Genomic DNA, 16,425 nt, shown 5'->3' on the forward strand with positions numbered 1-16,425 from the left:
TGCCGCGTGCACGGAAAGGACATCGGTCATGCTCCACACACTGACACTCGCCGACCTGCCGCTGGGGATCATGCTCTGGATCGGCATCCCGGTCGCCATCATTCTGTTTTTGACGATGTTCTTCCTGCAGCGCTATCGGCGCTGCCCGTCGAACCGGATTCTCGTCGTGTACGGCAAGACCGGCGGGCAGAGGGCCGCCAAGTGCATCCACGGCGGCGGCATCATGGTCTGGCCCGTCATTCAGGACTACATGTACCTGTCGCTGGAGCCCATGACGATCGAGATTGATCTGACCAGCGCCCTGTCGAAGAAGAACATCCGCGTCAACGTCCCTTCGACGTTCACGATCGGCATCTCGACGCAGCCGGAGATCATGAACAACGCCGCCGAGCGACTCTTGGGTCTGCCCGAGCGCGATGTCGCCGCTCAGGCCCGCGACATCATTCTGGGCCAGACGCGTCTGGTGATCGCCACGCTGAGCATCGAAGAGATCAACACGGACCGCGAGCGCTTCCTTGATCTGGTCAACAAATACTGCGGGGCTGAACTGAACAAGATCGGCCTGGACGTCATCAACGTCAACATCCGCGACATCACCGACGAATCGGGCTACATCGAGGCGATCGGCAAGAAGGCCGCGGCCGAAGCGATCAACCAGGCGAAGATCGAAGTCGCCGAGGCGAACCGCACCGGTTCGATCGGCGAAGCGGGGGCTCATCGCGAGATGACGGTGCGCGTGGCGGAGCAGCAGGCGCAGGCGGAAGCCGGGCGCAAGCAGGCGGAGCGTGATCAGCGCATCGCCGTGGCGAAGCTCGAATCCGAAGGCGTGACGGGCGAAGCGTCGGCGAAGCGTTCGCAGGAAATCGCCATCGCCGAGCAGAAGGCCCGCACGGCCGAGGGCACGAAGGAAGCCGAAGCCGAGCAGCGCATCAAGGTGGCGGAACTCGAAGCCAACGCCGTCAAGGGTGAAAACGACTCGAAGGCGTCGATCGCGGCCTACGAAGCGACGCTCGCCGAGCGTCAGGCCGACGCGCGAAGGCGCGGCGATGTGGCGCTGGCCAACGCGTCGCGCGACGTGCTGCTCGCCGAGAAGGAAGAGGAGATGGCGCGGCTGGAGAAGGAAGTCATCGCCAAACAGATGATCCAGCGCAAGCAGATCGAGATCGAAGCGGAAGCCCAGGCCGAAAAGACCCGTCGACTCGCCAAAGGTGAGGCGGACGGCATTCTGGCCAAGTACCAGGCGGAGGCCGAGGGCGTGCGTGCGGTGCTCGAAGCCAAGGCGATGGGCTACCAGAACCTCCTGAAGATCTGCGGCGAGCGCGTGGACCTGGCGCCGACGCTGCTGATGGTCGAAAAGATGCCCGAACTGGTGCGCGAGCAGGTCAAGGCCATCCAGAACCTCAAGATCGACAAGATCACCGTCTGGGACTCGGGCGCGAACGGCGCCAGCGACGGATCGACCGCCAACTTCCTCAAGAGTCTGATCGGCTCGCTGCCCCCGATGCACGAGCTGGCGGCTCAGGCGGGCGTCGAACTCCCGCAGGTGCTTGGGCATGTGAGCGAAAAAGGCGACAAACCCAGCGGGAAACCGCAGGGTAAATGAATCTGATGCGCGATGCGTGATCCCGCGCCCCGCTCCCACATGGAAAGCTCAGGCATGGCCATGCCTGAGCTTTCGGTGTTCAGCGCCTACTTGACGTTCGGCAGCAGCGCGACGGAGCCCAGACGCTTGTCGATCATGAGCAGGCCCACCAGCGCTCCGTCCTTGCGCGAGAGGATCGCCGCCCCGTGGAGCCAGGGGTCGAACGAGACGATCGGGTCGATGGTCCATCGCTCGCCGTCGCGCCGGAAGCGGCTCGCCGAGAGCGGGATCAGTCGGACGGCGGCGTCGGTGACAATGATGCAGTCCTCCGCTTCGTTCATGCGGCGCATGCGCTGGGCCGGCCAGGCCGACGCGTCCGTCACATTGACCGCCGCCATCGCCAGTTCGCCCAACACCGTCACCTTGTCGGCGGCGAGCGCGTACTGCTGACCGGCGACTTCGAGCGTGGCGCTGTCGGCGGGCTTGAGCAGGTCCGCCGGACCCAACAGTCCCCCCGCCGTCGGCAGCACCCATCCGCGCGTCTGATCCGACGAGCCGAAGAACCCCGTCGACTTCACGCTCCGCGTCGCGCGCAGCATCTGCGGCCGCGGCGTGCCGACCGGCAACAGCTCCGCGCCCACCGGCAGCGCCGGCCGCCAGTGCGTCCATTCGTCCTCCGCCTTCTGCGACAGATTGAAGCGATGACCCGTGGCGACCGGCTGACCGGGATGGTCCGGCGTCGCCATCGCGATGCCCCCTTCGACCATCGCCGCCAGCGACTCCACCTCGATGCTCAACCCCGTCAGCCCCAGATTGAACTCCGCCCCGCTCACATTCCAGAAGCGCGAATTGTCGCGCACCAGCGCCGTGAACTCCGGCCGAATATACGACCGCACCTCCACCGACGCCGCATCGCTTGCCAGACCGACGGCGATGACCGCGCCGATCTGCGATCCGCGATACAGCAGCGGCGCGCCCGGCCGCAGACTTCCGCGCCGGTCCGCCAGCAGAATGATCTCCAGACCGTTGGGGTCCATCACCTCGATCGCCGGCGGCTCGTCGAGACCGACGAAGCGATCCTGCTCCGCCCCTTCGCCGGGAATGACCACCATGTAGCGCGGCCCGGCGATCGTCTCCAGCCCCGCGATCCCCGACACACTCAGCCGAGGCCGCTCCACCCAGAACTGACTACCCGCCCGCGCGATCCGCTGCGCCTCCGGGTCCAAGCGCAATGTCACCGCCACGCCCGTCGAATCATTGATCAGCGCCACGTCCGTCACCGACCCGACGACGATCCCACGGCAGCGCAACAGATCGCCCGGCTTGATCCCCGCGCCTTCCGAGAACGTCACCGTAATGCTCGGCCCGATCTTCATCACGTAATACACGCCCAGCCCGATCACGATCAGCGCCGCCGCGATCGGGATGAGCCACACCCAGCGCCAAACGCGCCGCGGCACGACCTGCGCCACCGGCGTGTCCTGTGATTCACTCATGAGGGTCCTCCCAGATGGCATGCGGATTGAACACCGCCGACGCAATCAGACTCAGCAGCACGCACGCCCCGAACGCCAGCACGCCCGGCCCCGGCGAAACCGTCGCCAGATCGCCGAGCTTCACCGCCGCGATCAACACGGCGACGAGCAGTACGTCGATCATGCCCCATCGCCCCGCGATCTCGATCCACCGATACATCCGCGCCTGATGCTCCGCGCCGATCGTGCGCGGGCGCGTCGACAAGACCAAAAGCCCCACCAGCTTGAGCACCGGAATGATGATCGAGCACACCAGCACGACCAGCCCGATGCCCAATTGGCCGTGCGTCATCAGACTGATGCAGCCGGACCAGATGTTGGATTCGTGAATATGACCCAACTGCTCAAGCCGAATCACCGGCAGCGAAATGCCCAATGGGTAAAACAGCAGGGCCGCCAGCGCGATGGCGGCGCAGAGCCGATTGCTCGACGGATCGCCGGCCCGCTGAATGCGATGCCCGCACCGGGCGCATCGCGCTTCGTGCCCCGGCTCGATCGCCGGCACGCGCTGCACCAGACCGCATCGCGGACAACCTCGCAGCGCCGCGCTCATGGATGCCCCCCCGCCGGATGCGCCGGCAGAAAATAGAACGCGATGCCGAGCATGAGGTAAACCGCCAGCAGCATCACCCCTTCGAGCCAGTTGGACTCGCCATCCATCGCCACCAGCGCCATCACGCCGACGGTCATGATCACCGCGACGACTTCGAAGGGTGTGAACACCAGATCGAGCGGCGTGCCGAAGGCATAGCTGGCGAAGACCAACACGGGCGCGACGAACAAGGCGATCTGAATGCTCGACCCGACCGCCACGCCGATCGACAGGTCCATCTTGTTCTTCATCGCCATGAGCACGGCGGTCGAATGCTCGGCCGCGTTGCCGATGATGGCGACGACGATCACGCCGATGAACACCTGCGTCATGCCCATATGCTTGGCCGTTTCTTCGACGCTTCCGACGAGCAGTTCGCTGGCGATCGCCACGCCGACGGTCGCGGCGACGAGTACGCCGACGGATTTGCCAACGGACCATGCCTCCGGGTCGGCGGCGCCATGCTCCTCGCCGGCGGCGTAAAGCTGCTTGTGGGTGACAAGCTGAAAGACGAGGCCGAGGGCATAGGTAATGATGAGCACGATGCTGATGGCGACGGACAGTTCGTGCTCCTGAATCGGGGCGGTCGGGCCGACGATGGCGTGAAACACGGCGGGGATGAGCAGTCCGATCGCCGCCAGCGCCATGAGCGTCGTGCTCGTCGCCGCCGCGGGGGCGCGGAAGGTCTGCTTCTCGAACTTCAGCCCGCCCGCGAGAAAGGACAGGCCCAGAACGAGCAGCGCGTTGCCGATGATCGACCCCGTCAATGATGCTTTGACGACGTCGTGCAGCCCGGCGTGCAGGGCCATGAGGGCGATGATCAGTTCGGCCGCGTTGCCGAACGTCGCATTGAGCAGTCCGCCGACCGCCGGGCCGACGTGTTCGGAAAGATGTTCGGTGGACTTGCCCATGAGCCCGGCGAGCGGGACGATCGCCAGCGCCGCAGTGGCGAAGATCCACAGGGCGGGGGCGTGTGCAAAATGGAGAATGATGCTGACAGGGACGAAAACCAGCAGCAGTTGTAACGCCTCAAACTCGAAGCGTCCGATCTTCACGACGGTTTGGCCGCCCCCGCCGACACGCCGATTTCGCCCAGCCGATGCAGCGCCTGCGCGAACAGCACGTACAGATTCTTGAGCCGATCCACGTCAAGGACCTCGCCCTCGACTTCGAGCACGACTTCGAACGTACCTTCCGGCGCATCGTCATCGGGCGAAGCGCGCACGAACAGATGACACTCCGGCTCGCCCAGGAGCATCGCCCGCAGCTTGGCGCTTTCGAGCATTGTCTTGACTATCGCTTCGTCGGTCGCCTTGATCATGAACGCCTTGTCGATGTCGGCGTGACCGGTGGCGACGTCCTGCGTGCCCAGCAGCTTCGCCACGTCGCCGAAGATCGTCTGTTGGAAAATGTTGAACCGGAAACCGGTCGGGTTCCGGAACGCGGCGCGCAAGCGCGTGTAGATCGTCTCGGACTTGTACCCCGCTTCGGAGTGCAGATCGATGATGACGGTCCATCCTTCGACATGGGCGACGATCCTGTCCTGCCGCCAGCCCTCCTGATCGTCGAAGTTTCCGTCCAGCTCATCGCTGAGCTTCTTCCAGACCGCGTCCTCGTGATGGGCGAATGGGCTTGTCATGGCCGCATTGTAACATCGCCCCGCGCCTCGCCAAGCGCCAATTCGCCCACAAATTTATTCGGCCTCATTTGCCTCCGAGACCTCGCCGGCCGCGCGGGCCCGACCCGTCACGCGCGGGGCCGCGAGCATCAAAAGGCACAGCCCCGCGAACAGTCCGACCGCCGCGTAGTACCCGAAGCGTGTGCGCGGCGGAGTCATCGGCGTGGCGGCGAAGCTGACGGTCATCGGGCTGTCCGCCTTGACCTGAAGCGGGCGGTCGAATTCAAGCAGCCGCCCGCGCGTGGGCATATGAATCGACAGCGGCGCGACCTCGCCCGCAGCCGCTTCCTGAATGTCGATGATCCGGTCCGTGATCCGCTCCAGATTCTCCGAGTCAAATCGATCCAACGCTCCCAGCTCGCGATCCGCCTGCTCCGCGCTGAACTGGTCGCCAAGGTCCTGCACCGCTGCCGGCGCGTTCGCCGCCTCGGCGCTCCCATCGCGCGGCCGCAGATAGGCCCGCCGGCCCTTCAAGCCCACCATCGCCTGCTGCCGGCTCAGTTGATGCAGCTGCACCCGCGCATCCTCATTGAGTGCCGCATCGTTGAACGAATAGTTGTACGCCGACTCCAGCGCCTGCTTCGCCTTGTACTGCTCGCCCTGCTGCGCCCACTGCTGACCGCGCGACTGCAGTTCCAGCGCCAGCCGATTGTCCTGCTCGACCATCTGCTGCTGCTGCTGCTCATATGCGTCCACGCCGTACCCGCTGACCGGCATCGCACGCAGCACCTGATCATTGACGCTCAGCGTCCCCTCGAAGCTCTCGTAGTTCATGTCCTCCGGCACGAAGAACCGCCACGTCACATCCTTGAGCGGCAGATCGAATCGCGGGCCTTCGTAGTGCTGCATCGCCGTCCGCCAATCGCCCGGCGCCGGCACGATGTAAATCAACTCAACCGTCACCGGCAATTCGCCCACACCCGCATGACCCAGCGGGATCAGCGTCACCGGCTCGCCCTTGGCATCGTGCGTCAGCGATGGCAGCGTCGATCGATTATTGACCATGAGCGACCAGATCGACGCGCCTTCGGGGAGCCGCGTCGCCAGATGACGCTTCGCCCCCACGCGCATCTGAAGCTCGACGTGATTGATGCTCTGCCCGCGCTCGTTGACGACGGTCGTGATCGACGTGTGCTCCACGTCCGCTTCCAGCAGCTTCGCCGCGTCATGCCGCTGCACGCTGAGCGTCAATGCGTACGTCGGCGCGTTCGTCGAGTAGGTCAGCGCCGCATCCGACAGATCGCCGGCGCCGAACTGCCGATCGATATTGCGCGGCTCGGCGCTGGTAAGCGTCGGGCCGACCGTCAGTGCTTTCAGTTCCACCTTGTCGCTCGTCCGCACGACGATGTCGCCGTGGTACAGGTCGCCGCCGATCGCTTCGACGGGTTCGAGCGTGACCTGCCCGGTCTCGAGTTTGAACTGCGTCTCGTAGCGCAGCGTCAGCGGGTACGGGCGATCGAACCACTTCCGCGCCAATTCGATGCGCCAGAGCGTCGGGTCGTCCTTGTCGGGCTTCATGTTCGCAATCTCCGGCCCGGTGATCAGAAGCCCCAGCGCCCCCGCCGGCACGCGCACCTCGAACACCTTCGCCCCCGCATGCGCCAGCCGATACCGCAGGTAATGCGTATGCCGCACCAGCCCTTCGCTCACCGCCGCGGCGTGCAGGTAGTCCACCGTGATGCGCGGCTCGACGACTTCGGTGGCGAGCCCCACTTCCCAATCCGGCTTGAGCAACCGGAACGCCAGCACGCCCGCCTCGCGAATCCCCAAGTCCGCCGGGTTCAATTCGCTGATCCCGTTCCGCTGCGCGATCGAGAGCCGCACCCCGCGCACCGCCTGCACCACGACCTGCCCGCTGTGCTTCATCGACCCCGCCACCTCCACGCGCGGCACGTCGAGCTTCGCCGGCAAATCCGTCACCGGCCGGCTCAGCGCGAGCTTCGCCGTCACCACGCCCAGCGTCTTGGCCACAAAGTGGACCTGCACGATGCGCACTCCGTCCTCCACCGACTCGTCCCAATGACTGATCTGCGGCGCCGTCAGTGCGTCGATGTCATACGCCGCCGGCATCCTTAGCTCGACCGAGAACACGCCCGCCTTCGCCACTTCGATCGCCAGTTCGCCGTTGAGCACCAGCCGTTCGTCTCCGACGCTGAAGCTTCCGTTCATGGCGCTGCGCAGCTCGGGCTTGATCTCGAACGCCGTCACCTCGATCTCGTCCGCATCGCGCACCGTGCGATACGCATAGCGCAGGTCGGCGGGTTTGATCGTGTTGTCGCACTGCATGAGTTTCGCCGCGGCGCGCGTGAAGTCCTCCGCGTTCATCGCCTGCGGGTGCTTGCCGATCTGCACGTACACCGCCCCGCTGCCGACGACGCCCACGGACCCGCGCTGCTCGGTCGCCCCGATGACCTGCGGGTTCCGCACGGTCGCCGACCAGGGCATCGCCCCGCCGGTGATCTGCGTGGTGACGCTCAGCGTGTACTCGCCGCTGACCGGCTGCGTGAGCCGGGCTTCGAGCATGTGCGTCGCCGGATCGAATCGCCACGCGCCGACGCGCTCCCCTTCGACCGCGCTGACGGTCATGTTGTCCGGCAGCTTCATCTGCACGCCGCTCAATTCGCCCTGCGCGATCTGAAGCTGCACCTGGTGATGCCCCGTCGCGATCGCCGTGTCGAAACGCAACAGACTCGTCACCTCCGCGAACACCACCGACTTTTCCATGCTCGTCTGCCGCAGCCGGGGGCGCCATGCGAACCGCACTCCTTCGCCAGGCCCCGCCATCATCACCGCGATCGTCTGCTGCGCCGTCTCATGCTGCACGAACCGCATCGCCCCAGGCGACTCGACGACGAGCCCGTTGCGCGGAATCGTGAGCTGCACCTGATTCGTCAGCGACGCCGGCATCGGCATGGCGAACGCGCGTGATCCGTCGTCCGCCGCCGCGCCCAATGGTGACAGAAACGTCATGCGCACCTCGTACGCCCCCGCCCGCTCGACCCGCAGCCAGTACGACCCGTCCTCCGCATACACGCGGGCCCGTTCGCTGATCTTCGCGTCGGACATGAGGATCGCCCCGTCGTCGAGCAGCCGGAACGTCGCCGGCTCCTTCGCGTCGATCCACACGTGATAGTCGATCTTCATGCTGTCCGGCTCGGCGTTCAACTCAACAATGACGCGCTTCATCGTGCTGTCCGTCGCGAGGTTCGCCGCCGATGCGCGACCGCCGCTCAGGAGCATCAGCGCCGCCAGCGCCATCGCCGTCATCCCCGCCTCTCCGACCGGCCGGGTCGACAACTGCATGATCCGAATCATGCCCGTGCGCCAAATGACATACACCACCAGCACCGCCGCGACGCCCCATGTGAGCACGTGCCCCAGCATCATCGCCACGGGAATCCGCATCTGGTTGATCGTGATCACATCGAACTGCGCCGCCGCATAGATCAGCCCGGTGACGCCCAGCGACCAGCACAGCGCCCGGGCCTTCCGCCAGACCGCGCCCAGCACGAGCAGCCCGATCGCCGCGATCGGCGCCGCGACCGCGCCGATGAACGTCGCGTGCTGACGCCACGCCGGCACCACCCGCGCCTCGATCGTCAACGGATCCTTATCGCTGAGATTGACCGGCTGCGTGAACGACAAGCTCCGCAGATCGTCGGCCGTCGACATCGTGCTTGTCATGTCCGTGGTCAATCCCGCCATGAGGCCGACGATGAGCACGAGCAGCGCCGCCGCCGTCAGCATTGCCGCGCCGGCCAGCGGGCGATTGATCACGCGCACCAGCAGCACCAGCCCGCACGCCCCCGCCAATAGAAACAGCCATGTCAACCCGTCCGTTACGCGCTCGATCGCCTCGCCCCACGCTTCGCCCACGTGACCGAGCACCAACGACAGATCACCGAGGCCCATCGCCCGCTCCTCCGCCAGCATGTTGCCCCCCGCCGCATGAATCGACCAATCGTCCGGCGTGCTCACCGACCACTGCGCATACGTCGAACGAACCAGACTGCGCGGCGCTTCGAGGTTCAGCCGTCCGCCCCAGCCGACCGGATCATGCGACTGCCCGTATTCGAGCTCGACCGTCATCGGATCATTGGGATTGCGCGGCCGCTTGAGCGGGATCAATAGTTGCCCCTTGCCCGCGTCGAACGAAGCGGTGACGCGAATGCGCTTCTCCTGTCCGTTTTCCATTTCGACCATGTGCGTCGACCACACATTCGCCCCCGCGGGCATCGAAAGCGTCAGAAACTGGCTGGAGGTGTTCTTGATTTTGTACCGGACGCGCGTCACCGACTCGGCCCGGCCCTGATCGTCGACGGCGATGTCGGTGGCCATCTGCGTGACCTCGATCACGACCGGCAGCAGCTCGCCGCGCTCGTACGCCTTAACCGACAGCGCCACACGATGCGGCGTCCGCACGTACTTGTAGGTCTTGAGCACCGGCGCGCTGAGCAGCAGCCGGTAGTTCGCCGGTACTTCCTCGCGCGCGATCTCCAGCAGTCCCGCCGCGTCGTCCTTGGGCGTTTCAAGCTGGAGGTTCAGATGACTCGTCAGGGCGATGAAGCCGGTCTGCGTTTCAGCGCCGAGGACTTCGACGCCGCCGATCAGCACCGCGCCGCCGTCGGCATAGCGCTGGCGGAACACGACGCCGAGGTTGTAGTCGCCGATGACCTTTCGGCTGAGTTTGACGGTGTAAAGCTCGCCGTCGTGGTCCCACCGCCGCACGTCCCGCCCGACGAATTCGACGTTTTCGAGCCCCGCCGGCACGGTGAACTTCAGCTCATCGACCGGCGCGCCCGAAATGAAATAGTTGACCACGACCGACCCGTACGCCAGTCCCTCGCCCAGCGCGATCAGGTGGAACGACTCGACGCGCATGCCCGACGCCTTCTTCTTCGCATCGAGCGTCAGCGACCAGTTGCTCTCGCGGAAGCGGTAGGCGAACTGCGCCGCCGCGACGCGCATCGGGACCGACCCGGTGTGCACCTCGCGCAGCTCCTTCACTTGCGGGCGCTCAAGCTGCACGCCTTCCTCGGCGGCGATGACGACGTAGCCGCGCTCGTTCTTGGCGCCTTCGACGCGCAGGCCGGCGAGCGTCTGCGTCTTATCGAGCGGCCCGTGACCGAGTTCGAGACGCAGGTCGATGAGCGTGCGCCCGACGATCGGTTCCCTGAAGTGGACCGCCACGACCGTCGCCCCGTCCGCGCCGGTCTGTGCGCGATAGTCATCGACGCCCGGTCCGCCGACGTTCGTCACCGAATACCCCTTGGGCACATCGAGATTGACCGAGCGCAGCGGCGCATCGCGCACGTCCAGCTCCACCTGCGCTTCGATGATCAGATCGTCCTCGCGCACCGTCGCGGTCAGGCGCTGCGCCGCGTCGTAGGCCGGCACGATCTCGTCCAGCGAAAGCGCCAATTGATAATTTCCCCCGGCGAATGTGTAGAAAAACGCATTGCCCGTCGGCAGCGGGCGCGCCTGTTTGGCGTCGCCGCCGGAGCGCGGAAACGCCCCGGCGTCGATCTGCGACAGACCCGAGGTCTGCTTGACCACCAGCGCGATCGCCGAGTCGGTGCCGATCGCCAGATGCCCGCTCGTCCGCGCATCGCCCGTGACGGCGATCACCGGCAGGGCGACCTGTGCGGGGAACTTGGGCAGCACCATCTCGGCGATGAGCTGGAGGTCGTAGCGATTCGTCTGCGCCGCGTTGAGGGTCACATCGAGCCGCTGACCGGTCGCCGTCGGCGTCAGCTTCCAGTCACGGATATGTCCGCCGCGCACCTGCGTCACGCTCACGCCCGCCGGCACGTCGAAGGCCAGTTCGCTGAGCCGGCCCTGGGCGATGTCGAAGGTGAAGATCGTGTCGAGGCGGAGCGCGGCGGGCGTGATGCGCGCGATCGTGTTGGCCCGGCTCGAAAGCATCAGCGCGGCATCGAGCGCCTGCACCTGCGGCTTCCACCGGACCGTGAACGGCTTGCCCGGCCCGAGAATCGCCGTCACCACCAGATGGCCGTCCTCGACCGTCCGCTCCTGCCGCAGCGCCCCGTCGAAGCGGACTTCCAGATCGGTGCGGTCGGCGATGACTTTCAGTTCGCGCACGCGCGAGGCGGGCACGGTGAACGTCGCCTCGCGCCACGCCCCGCCTTCGATGACCGCCGGCCGGGCGGCGAAGGTCGCATCGACGTGATACTGCCCGCGCTCGGGCCAGGCAAGGCGATAGGTTTTCTGATCGGCGTCATAGGTGACGCGATCCCGGCCGTTCGTGCTGATCTGCGCGAGGACGACGTCGCCGGTGATGAGCGCATAGGTTTTGTCACGGCTTGCGTGATTCACATCGAAGCTCAGACCGAAGGCGATGTTGGCGCCGTCGATCTGCCCGATGATCTTCATCTGATCGATCGGATCGGCGGCGGGTTCATCGGCGTGAGCCGCCGTTGCGGCGAGCGTGAGGAGCAGAAGAGTGAAGATCGGTTTCATGAAAGTCGCTCCTGCAAAGATGCGGACGTACGATCCAAGTCCGGCGCATCGCGTCGGTTTGTCACGGGTCTGTAACAACTTCTCAAGTTCCGACCCCCTCCCTCGAAGGGAGGGGTTGGGGAGGGATTGGCAGGCGGCGCGGCGTTCGATTGCACGAGCGCGTCGCCGGCTTGCCAATCCCCCTCCCGCGCCTCCCCCTTCAAGGGGGAGGTGTCCAACAACCGGCCTACGGGGCCGGGGGAAGTCCCTTGGCGGACTGCACGAGCTCGAGCAGTTCCGCGGCCTGCTGATCGAGGGGCAGCGCGTTGGTCACGTCGATGAGCGTGCGTTCGACGGCTTCGAGACTGCCGCCGCGGGCATGCTCCGAATTCCGCAGAATCTCCGCGAATTCCGCCGCCGAGGCCGCCAGATAGAAGCGCGGCTGCGCGGTCGGCGTGGCGTCACGCATGACGTCATCGCTGCGCAGCCGCCGGCTGATCTCCTCGACCTGATCGGTGTCGACGTTCTTGTAGCGGACGAACACGGTGCCCAGGTCCGCCTCGCCGTCGAGCAGTTCGACTTCGTACAGCGCCGTCACCGACTGCCCCGATCCGACTTCGCCGGCGTCGACGGCGTCGTTGCGGAAGTCCTTGTCGGCGATGTCGCGATTCTCATATCCGACGAGCCGGTAGCGGCGGACGCGCTGCGGATTGAACTCGACCTGAATCTTGGCGTCCTTCGCCACGGTCTGAAGCGTCGCGGCCATCTGGTCGACGAAGACGCGCTGCGCCTCGGCGGGCGTGTCGACGAAAATGTACTGCCCATCGCCCGAGTCGGCGAGCTTTTCCATGATCGCATCGTTGTACGCGCCGAGGCCGAACCCGACGCTCGTCAGCGCGATGCCCTGCTTGCGGGAATCGACGACCTTGTCGAGCATGGCCTGTGCATCGGTTTCGCCGACGTTCGCCACGCCGTCGGAGCAGAGGATGATCTGATTGATCGCGCCGCTGACGAAGTGGCGGCGGGCGATGTCGTAGCCGAGCTTGAGGCCTTCGGTCATGTTGGTCGACCCGCCGGTCTGAATGGCGTCGATGGAGCGGCGGATATCGCCGGCGTTTTCGGCGGGCGCGGCTTCGAGGGCGAGCGTGGCCTGCGAGCCGTAGGTCACGATCGACACATGATCGCCGGGGCCCAGTTCATCGACGAGCATGCGCAGGGCGGACTGCACGAGCGGCATCCGATCGGGCTTCTCCATGGAGCCGGACGCATCAATGACGAAAACGAGATTGGCGGGCTTGCGTCCTTCGCGTCCGATCGTTTTGGCCTTGACGCCGATCTTCAGGAGCGTCAGATGCTCGCCAAACGGCGCGGCGGCGGCCTGCGTGTGAATCGCGAAAGTGCGCGGCGACTGATTGTCATAGTTGTAGTCGAACGCATTGACGAACTCCTCCATCCGCACCGCCCCCGCCGGCGGCCGATACCCCGCGCGAATGTAACGCCGGCACAGGGCATACGAAGCCGTGTCCACGTCCATCGCGAACGTCGAGAAGCGGTCCTTGTCCGTCATGACAAACGGGTTGACGGGAAGTTGATTAAACGAGGACGACGGGGGCAGCGTGTCATCGACGGGTTCGGCCTGGACCTGACCCAACTCGAGCGACTGCGCGTTCAGTTCGCCCAGCTTGCCTGACACGATCACCGGCAAGGCATTGGGATCCTGCTTGAGCTTCTGCTCATACTGCGCGAGGTTCTTTTCATCGACGCCCGCCTTGCGTGCCGATTCCTGCTGGGCCTGTTGCATGGCGACGGCGGACTGGAGTGTATTTTCGAGGCGCTCGGTCGAGGCGGGCTGATCGGCGGCGGGCTGAAGGGCGGGGCCGGATTTGGTGGCGACTTCTTCGTGCAGGGCTTCGGCCTGGTCGCGGTACTTGGCGGCGAGTTTCTTGTTGGACTCGATCTGCCGCTCGGCTTCCTGAAGCTGCTTCATCTGACGCGGCGCGACGGCGACTTCGCTGCGGTCCAAGTCGCGCTGGGCGTCTTCGTTGGCATCGGTTCGTTTGAGCGATTCGGTGCGACCGGCGATCGCGCCGCCGATGATCGTCTTGTCGCTCATGTCTTTTTCGGCGGCGGGAGCTTTGGGGGCGGCGTCGGCGAGTTCCGATTTGGTGGCGGCGCGAAGTGTGTCGATGGACTGACCGCCCTGCGGCGCGAGGACCGGCGCGGCGGCGGCGGCGACGGGCTTGGGCGTCATCGGCGGGCGCGCCGCGGGAGCGGACGCCGCCGGGGGCGGCGGGGGCGCGGCGGGCTTGGCGGGAACCGGGGCGCCCGTCGTGTCGCCGAATTTCATCAAGGGTTCCTGCGCCTTGGCGAGTTCCTCGACTTCCTTGCCGGAGGTGACGCTCGTCGACTTCTTGCCTTCGGCGAGGCGGCGATTGGAACGCACGTCCGCCCCATCCGCCGCGACCTGGCCGACATCGTCCGACTTGAACCGCTCGCCGGCGGCGACTTCGCCGCCGAGCGCGACCTGACCTTTGCCGCCCGCCCCGGCGCCGCCGGGCCCGCCGTGCGCGACGGCATTCTTGTTGCCCGCCGCATCCGCCTCGCCGCTCATCGGCCGGGCCGGCTCTTCGGCGGGTTTGGCGGCGAGTCCGGCGTCGAGGCCAAACTTGCCGCTGAAATCACTCGGCGTGTCAGCCGAGAAGGTGGTGCCGCGCACCGCCAGCGTCTTGGACTTGTCTTCCATCTGCCGCCCGCGACTTTCCGTGGCGACGGCGGCGCCTTCGCCTTTGGCTTCGAACGTCGCGCTGCCGGGCTTGTTGTCGGCGGACTGATCGTACGCGCGAGCGCCGTTGCGCCCCTCCGTCGCTCCGAAGGCCTGACGACCCAACTCATCATCGAACCGCTTCATCTTTTCGGTCGTCGCCACAGCGCCCGACCCCGACGCATCCGCCGCGCGATCGGCGGCAATGTAACCCTCGGCGACTTTCCCCTGCGGCATCGGCCCGCTAGTCGGCGCGGGCGCCATCTCCGCTGCCGGCTCGGGCGAGTTCACCACCGGCCCCGCCGTCGTCTGCGACCCCCGCGCGAAGAACGACTCCGACGACTGCCCGCTGCGGCGATGCTCCGCATCGTTATACGCCCAAGCGCGATCCGATTCGCCAAGTTCGCGCGAGCGACCGGAAGACAAATCCATCGCCTGAGCTTCGACCGTTGAATTGCGCTCTAATCTGTTGTAGCGATCAACTTCCGCAGCAGCCGAGCGGGCCGGCGAGGGCTGCCCACCAATATCAATCATCCCGTACCGCGGGTTCTCGCGCATCATTCCACCCGGCCCGAACAACCCCCACCCCGCAAACGCCAGCAATCCCAACGACGCCGCGATGCCCAGTGGGCGGATCGGAATCGTGAACGGCCCGATGGCCATGCGACCCCGCTGACGCAGTTCATCGTCCGCTGCCTGCATCATCAGCTTCGCCCGTTTCGTCGAGCTGAGCTTGAGCACCGGCTGGGCGTCGATCGACTGCTTGAGCAGGTTCGCGGTCAGACGCAGGTCGCCGAGTTTTTCGCGGCAGACTTCGCAGCCGGCAATGTGGGCGTGAAGCGCCTGCGTTTCGGCGGCGTCCGCATCCAGTTCGCCGAACGCGAGGGAAGAGAGCAAGATTTCTGCCTGTTCGCATTGCATGGTCGGTTACTCCGCTGTGTTAGCGGCTCTAAATCACTCCCTGCTGTTTGAGTCGCGTGGCCAGTAGGTCCATTGCCTGATGCAGGCGGTAATGCACGTTCGACGGCGTCGTGTTGAGCACTTCGCCGATCTGTTTCATCGTCAATCCTTGAATCACTTTGAGCATGACCACTTGTCTCATCGCTTCGGGCAGTTCGCTGACCGCCGCCAGCGCCTTGCCGTACGCTTCGGTGCGGATCATGTCCGCCAGCGCTTCGTCGCCGTCCGCTTGTCGGGCCTTCTGATCCTCGCGGGCCTGCTCAACGACGGCCTGCTGGCCCTGCTTGCGGACGCGTCGTTTTCGGCCGACGTCCATCGCGACGTTGTGCGCCACGCGGTAGAGCCAGACGCTCATGTCGCCGATGCTCGCCGGGCCTTGTGCTTGCACCTGGCGATGGAGCCGCAGGAACGTGTCCTGCACGACATCCTCTGCTTCGTGCATCGCCCGCCCCAGCACCGTCACGACGTACCTGAGCAGCGGCGATTCGTATCGCTCCACCACCGTCGCGAAGTCGAACGCCACAGCCGCCTCCGCCCGCGCGGGTTGATCGGCCTCGATGGCCAGTTCGCTGAACTGCGGTGGGCTCATGACATTGCCCTTGCTGGCGTACACAGTGACATAGACGCGGGACCGGGGAAGGCGTTCAAAAGAAAAATGATCAATGTCCAAGCACCAATGCCCAAGGAAGGAACGGCCTGCGGTCTTCTATTTTGACATTGGCTTTTGAACATTCCCTTGGTCATTGGTGCTTGGACATTGGTCATTTCCGAACGTCCGGTCCAATAACATTCTACCGTCACATCCCGCACACTCCCCCCAGGTTAACTCACCCCTACAAACCGCCGATACCCAACGCG

General features: G+C 65.7%; 8 protein-coding genes. 1 reads left to right on the forward strand and 7 read right to left on the reverse strand.

All coding sequences use genetic code 11. The features are described from left to right. The first annotated feature begins 28 nt into the window (after positions 1–28). A complete protein-coding gene (locus GC162_01685) occupies positions 29–1,603 on the forward strand; it encodes a flotillin family protein (protein MBI1367345.1) in 1,575 nt (524 codons plus the stop codon). A gap of 86 nt (positions 1,604–1,689) precedes the next feature. Here the strand turns inward: GC162_01685 and GC162_01690 are convergent, their stop codons facing one another. The 7 genes from GC162_01690 to GC162_01720 all read right to left on the reverse strand — a co-directional run bounded on the left by GC162_01690 (position 1,690) and on the right by GC162_01720 (position 16,156). Beyond that, complete coding sequence (locus GC162_01690; GenBank protein ID MBI1367346.1) at positions 1,690–3,099, reverse strand: MCE family protein; 1,410 nt, start codon at positions 3,097–3,099, stop codon at positions 1,690–1,692. Continuing rightward, entirely contained in the window at positions 3,071–3,670 is a 600-nt protein-coding gene (locus GC162_01695; protein ID MBI1367347.1) for a paraquat-inducible protein A, read from the reverse strand. Before GC162_01695 ends, GC162_01690 begins: the two co-directional genes overlap by 29 nt. Continuing rightward, positions 3,667–4,764 (reverse strand): calcium/proton exchanger, encoded by a 1,098-nt coding sequence (cax, locus tag GC162_01700; GenBank protein ID MBI1367348.1) that lies wholly within the window; start codon positions 4,762–4,764, stop codon positions 3,667–3,669. Before cax ends, GC162_01695 begins: the two co-directional genes overlap by 4 nt. Continuing rightward, on the reverse strand, positions 4,761–5,348 hold the full coding sequence (locus GC162_01705; GenBank protein MBI1367349.1) for a hypothetical protein: 588 nt from the start codon (positions 5,346–5,348) through the stop codon (positions 4,761–4,763). Before GC162_01705 ends, cax begins: the two co-directional genes overlap by 4 nt. A gap of 54 nt (positions 5,349–5,402) precedes the next feature. Continuing rightward, the gene (locus GC162_01710) at positions 5,403–11,867 is read right to left on the reverse strand and encodes a hypothetical protein (protein ID MBI1367350.1); all 6,465 of its coding nucleotides are present in this window, start codon (positions 11,865–11,867) and stop codon (positions 5,403–5,405) included. 226 nt (positions 11,868–12,093) lie between these two features. Beyond that, positions 12,094–15,504 carry a DUF3520 domain-containing protein gene (locus GC162_01715; protein MBI1367351.1) on the reverse strand — a complete coding sequence of 1,137 codons (3,411 nt, stop codon included), beginning with the start codon at positions 15,502–15,504 and terminating at the stop codon, positions 12,094–12,096. A 52-nt stretch (positions 15,505–15,556) separates the two neighbouring features. Continuing rightward, on the reverse strand, positions 15,557–16,156 hold the full coding sequence (locus GC162_01720) for a sigma-70 family RNA polymerase sigma factor (protein MBI1367352.1): 600 nt from the start codon (positions 16,154–16,156) through the stop codon (positions 15,557–15,559). Positions 16,157–16,425 lie beyond the last annotated feature (269 nt).

It is taken from the genome of Planctomycetota bacterium (assembly GCA_016125255.1).
Lineage (GTDB): Bacteria > Planctomycetota > Phycisphaerae > Phycisphaerales > Zrk34 > RI-421.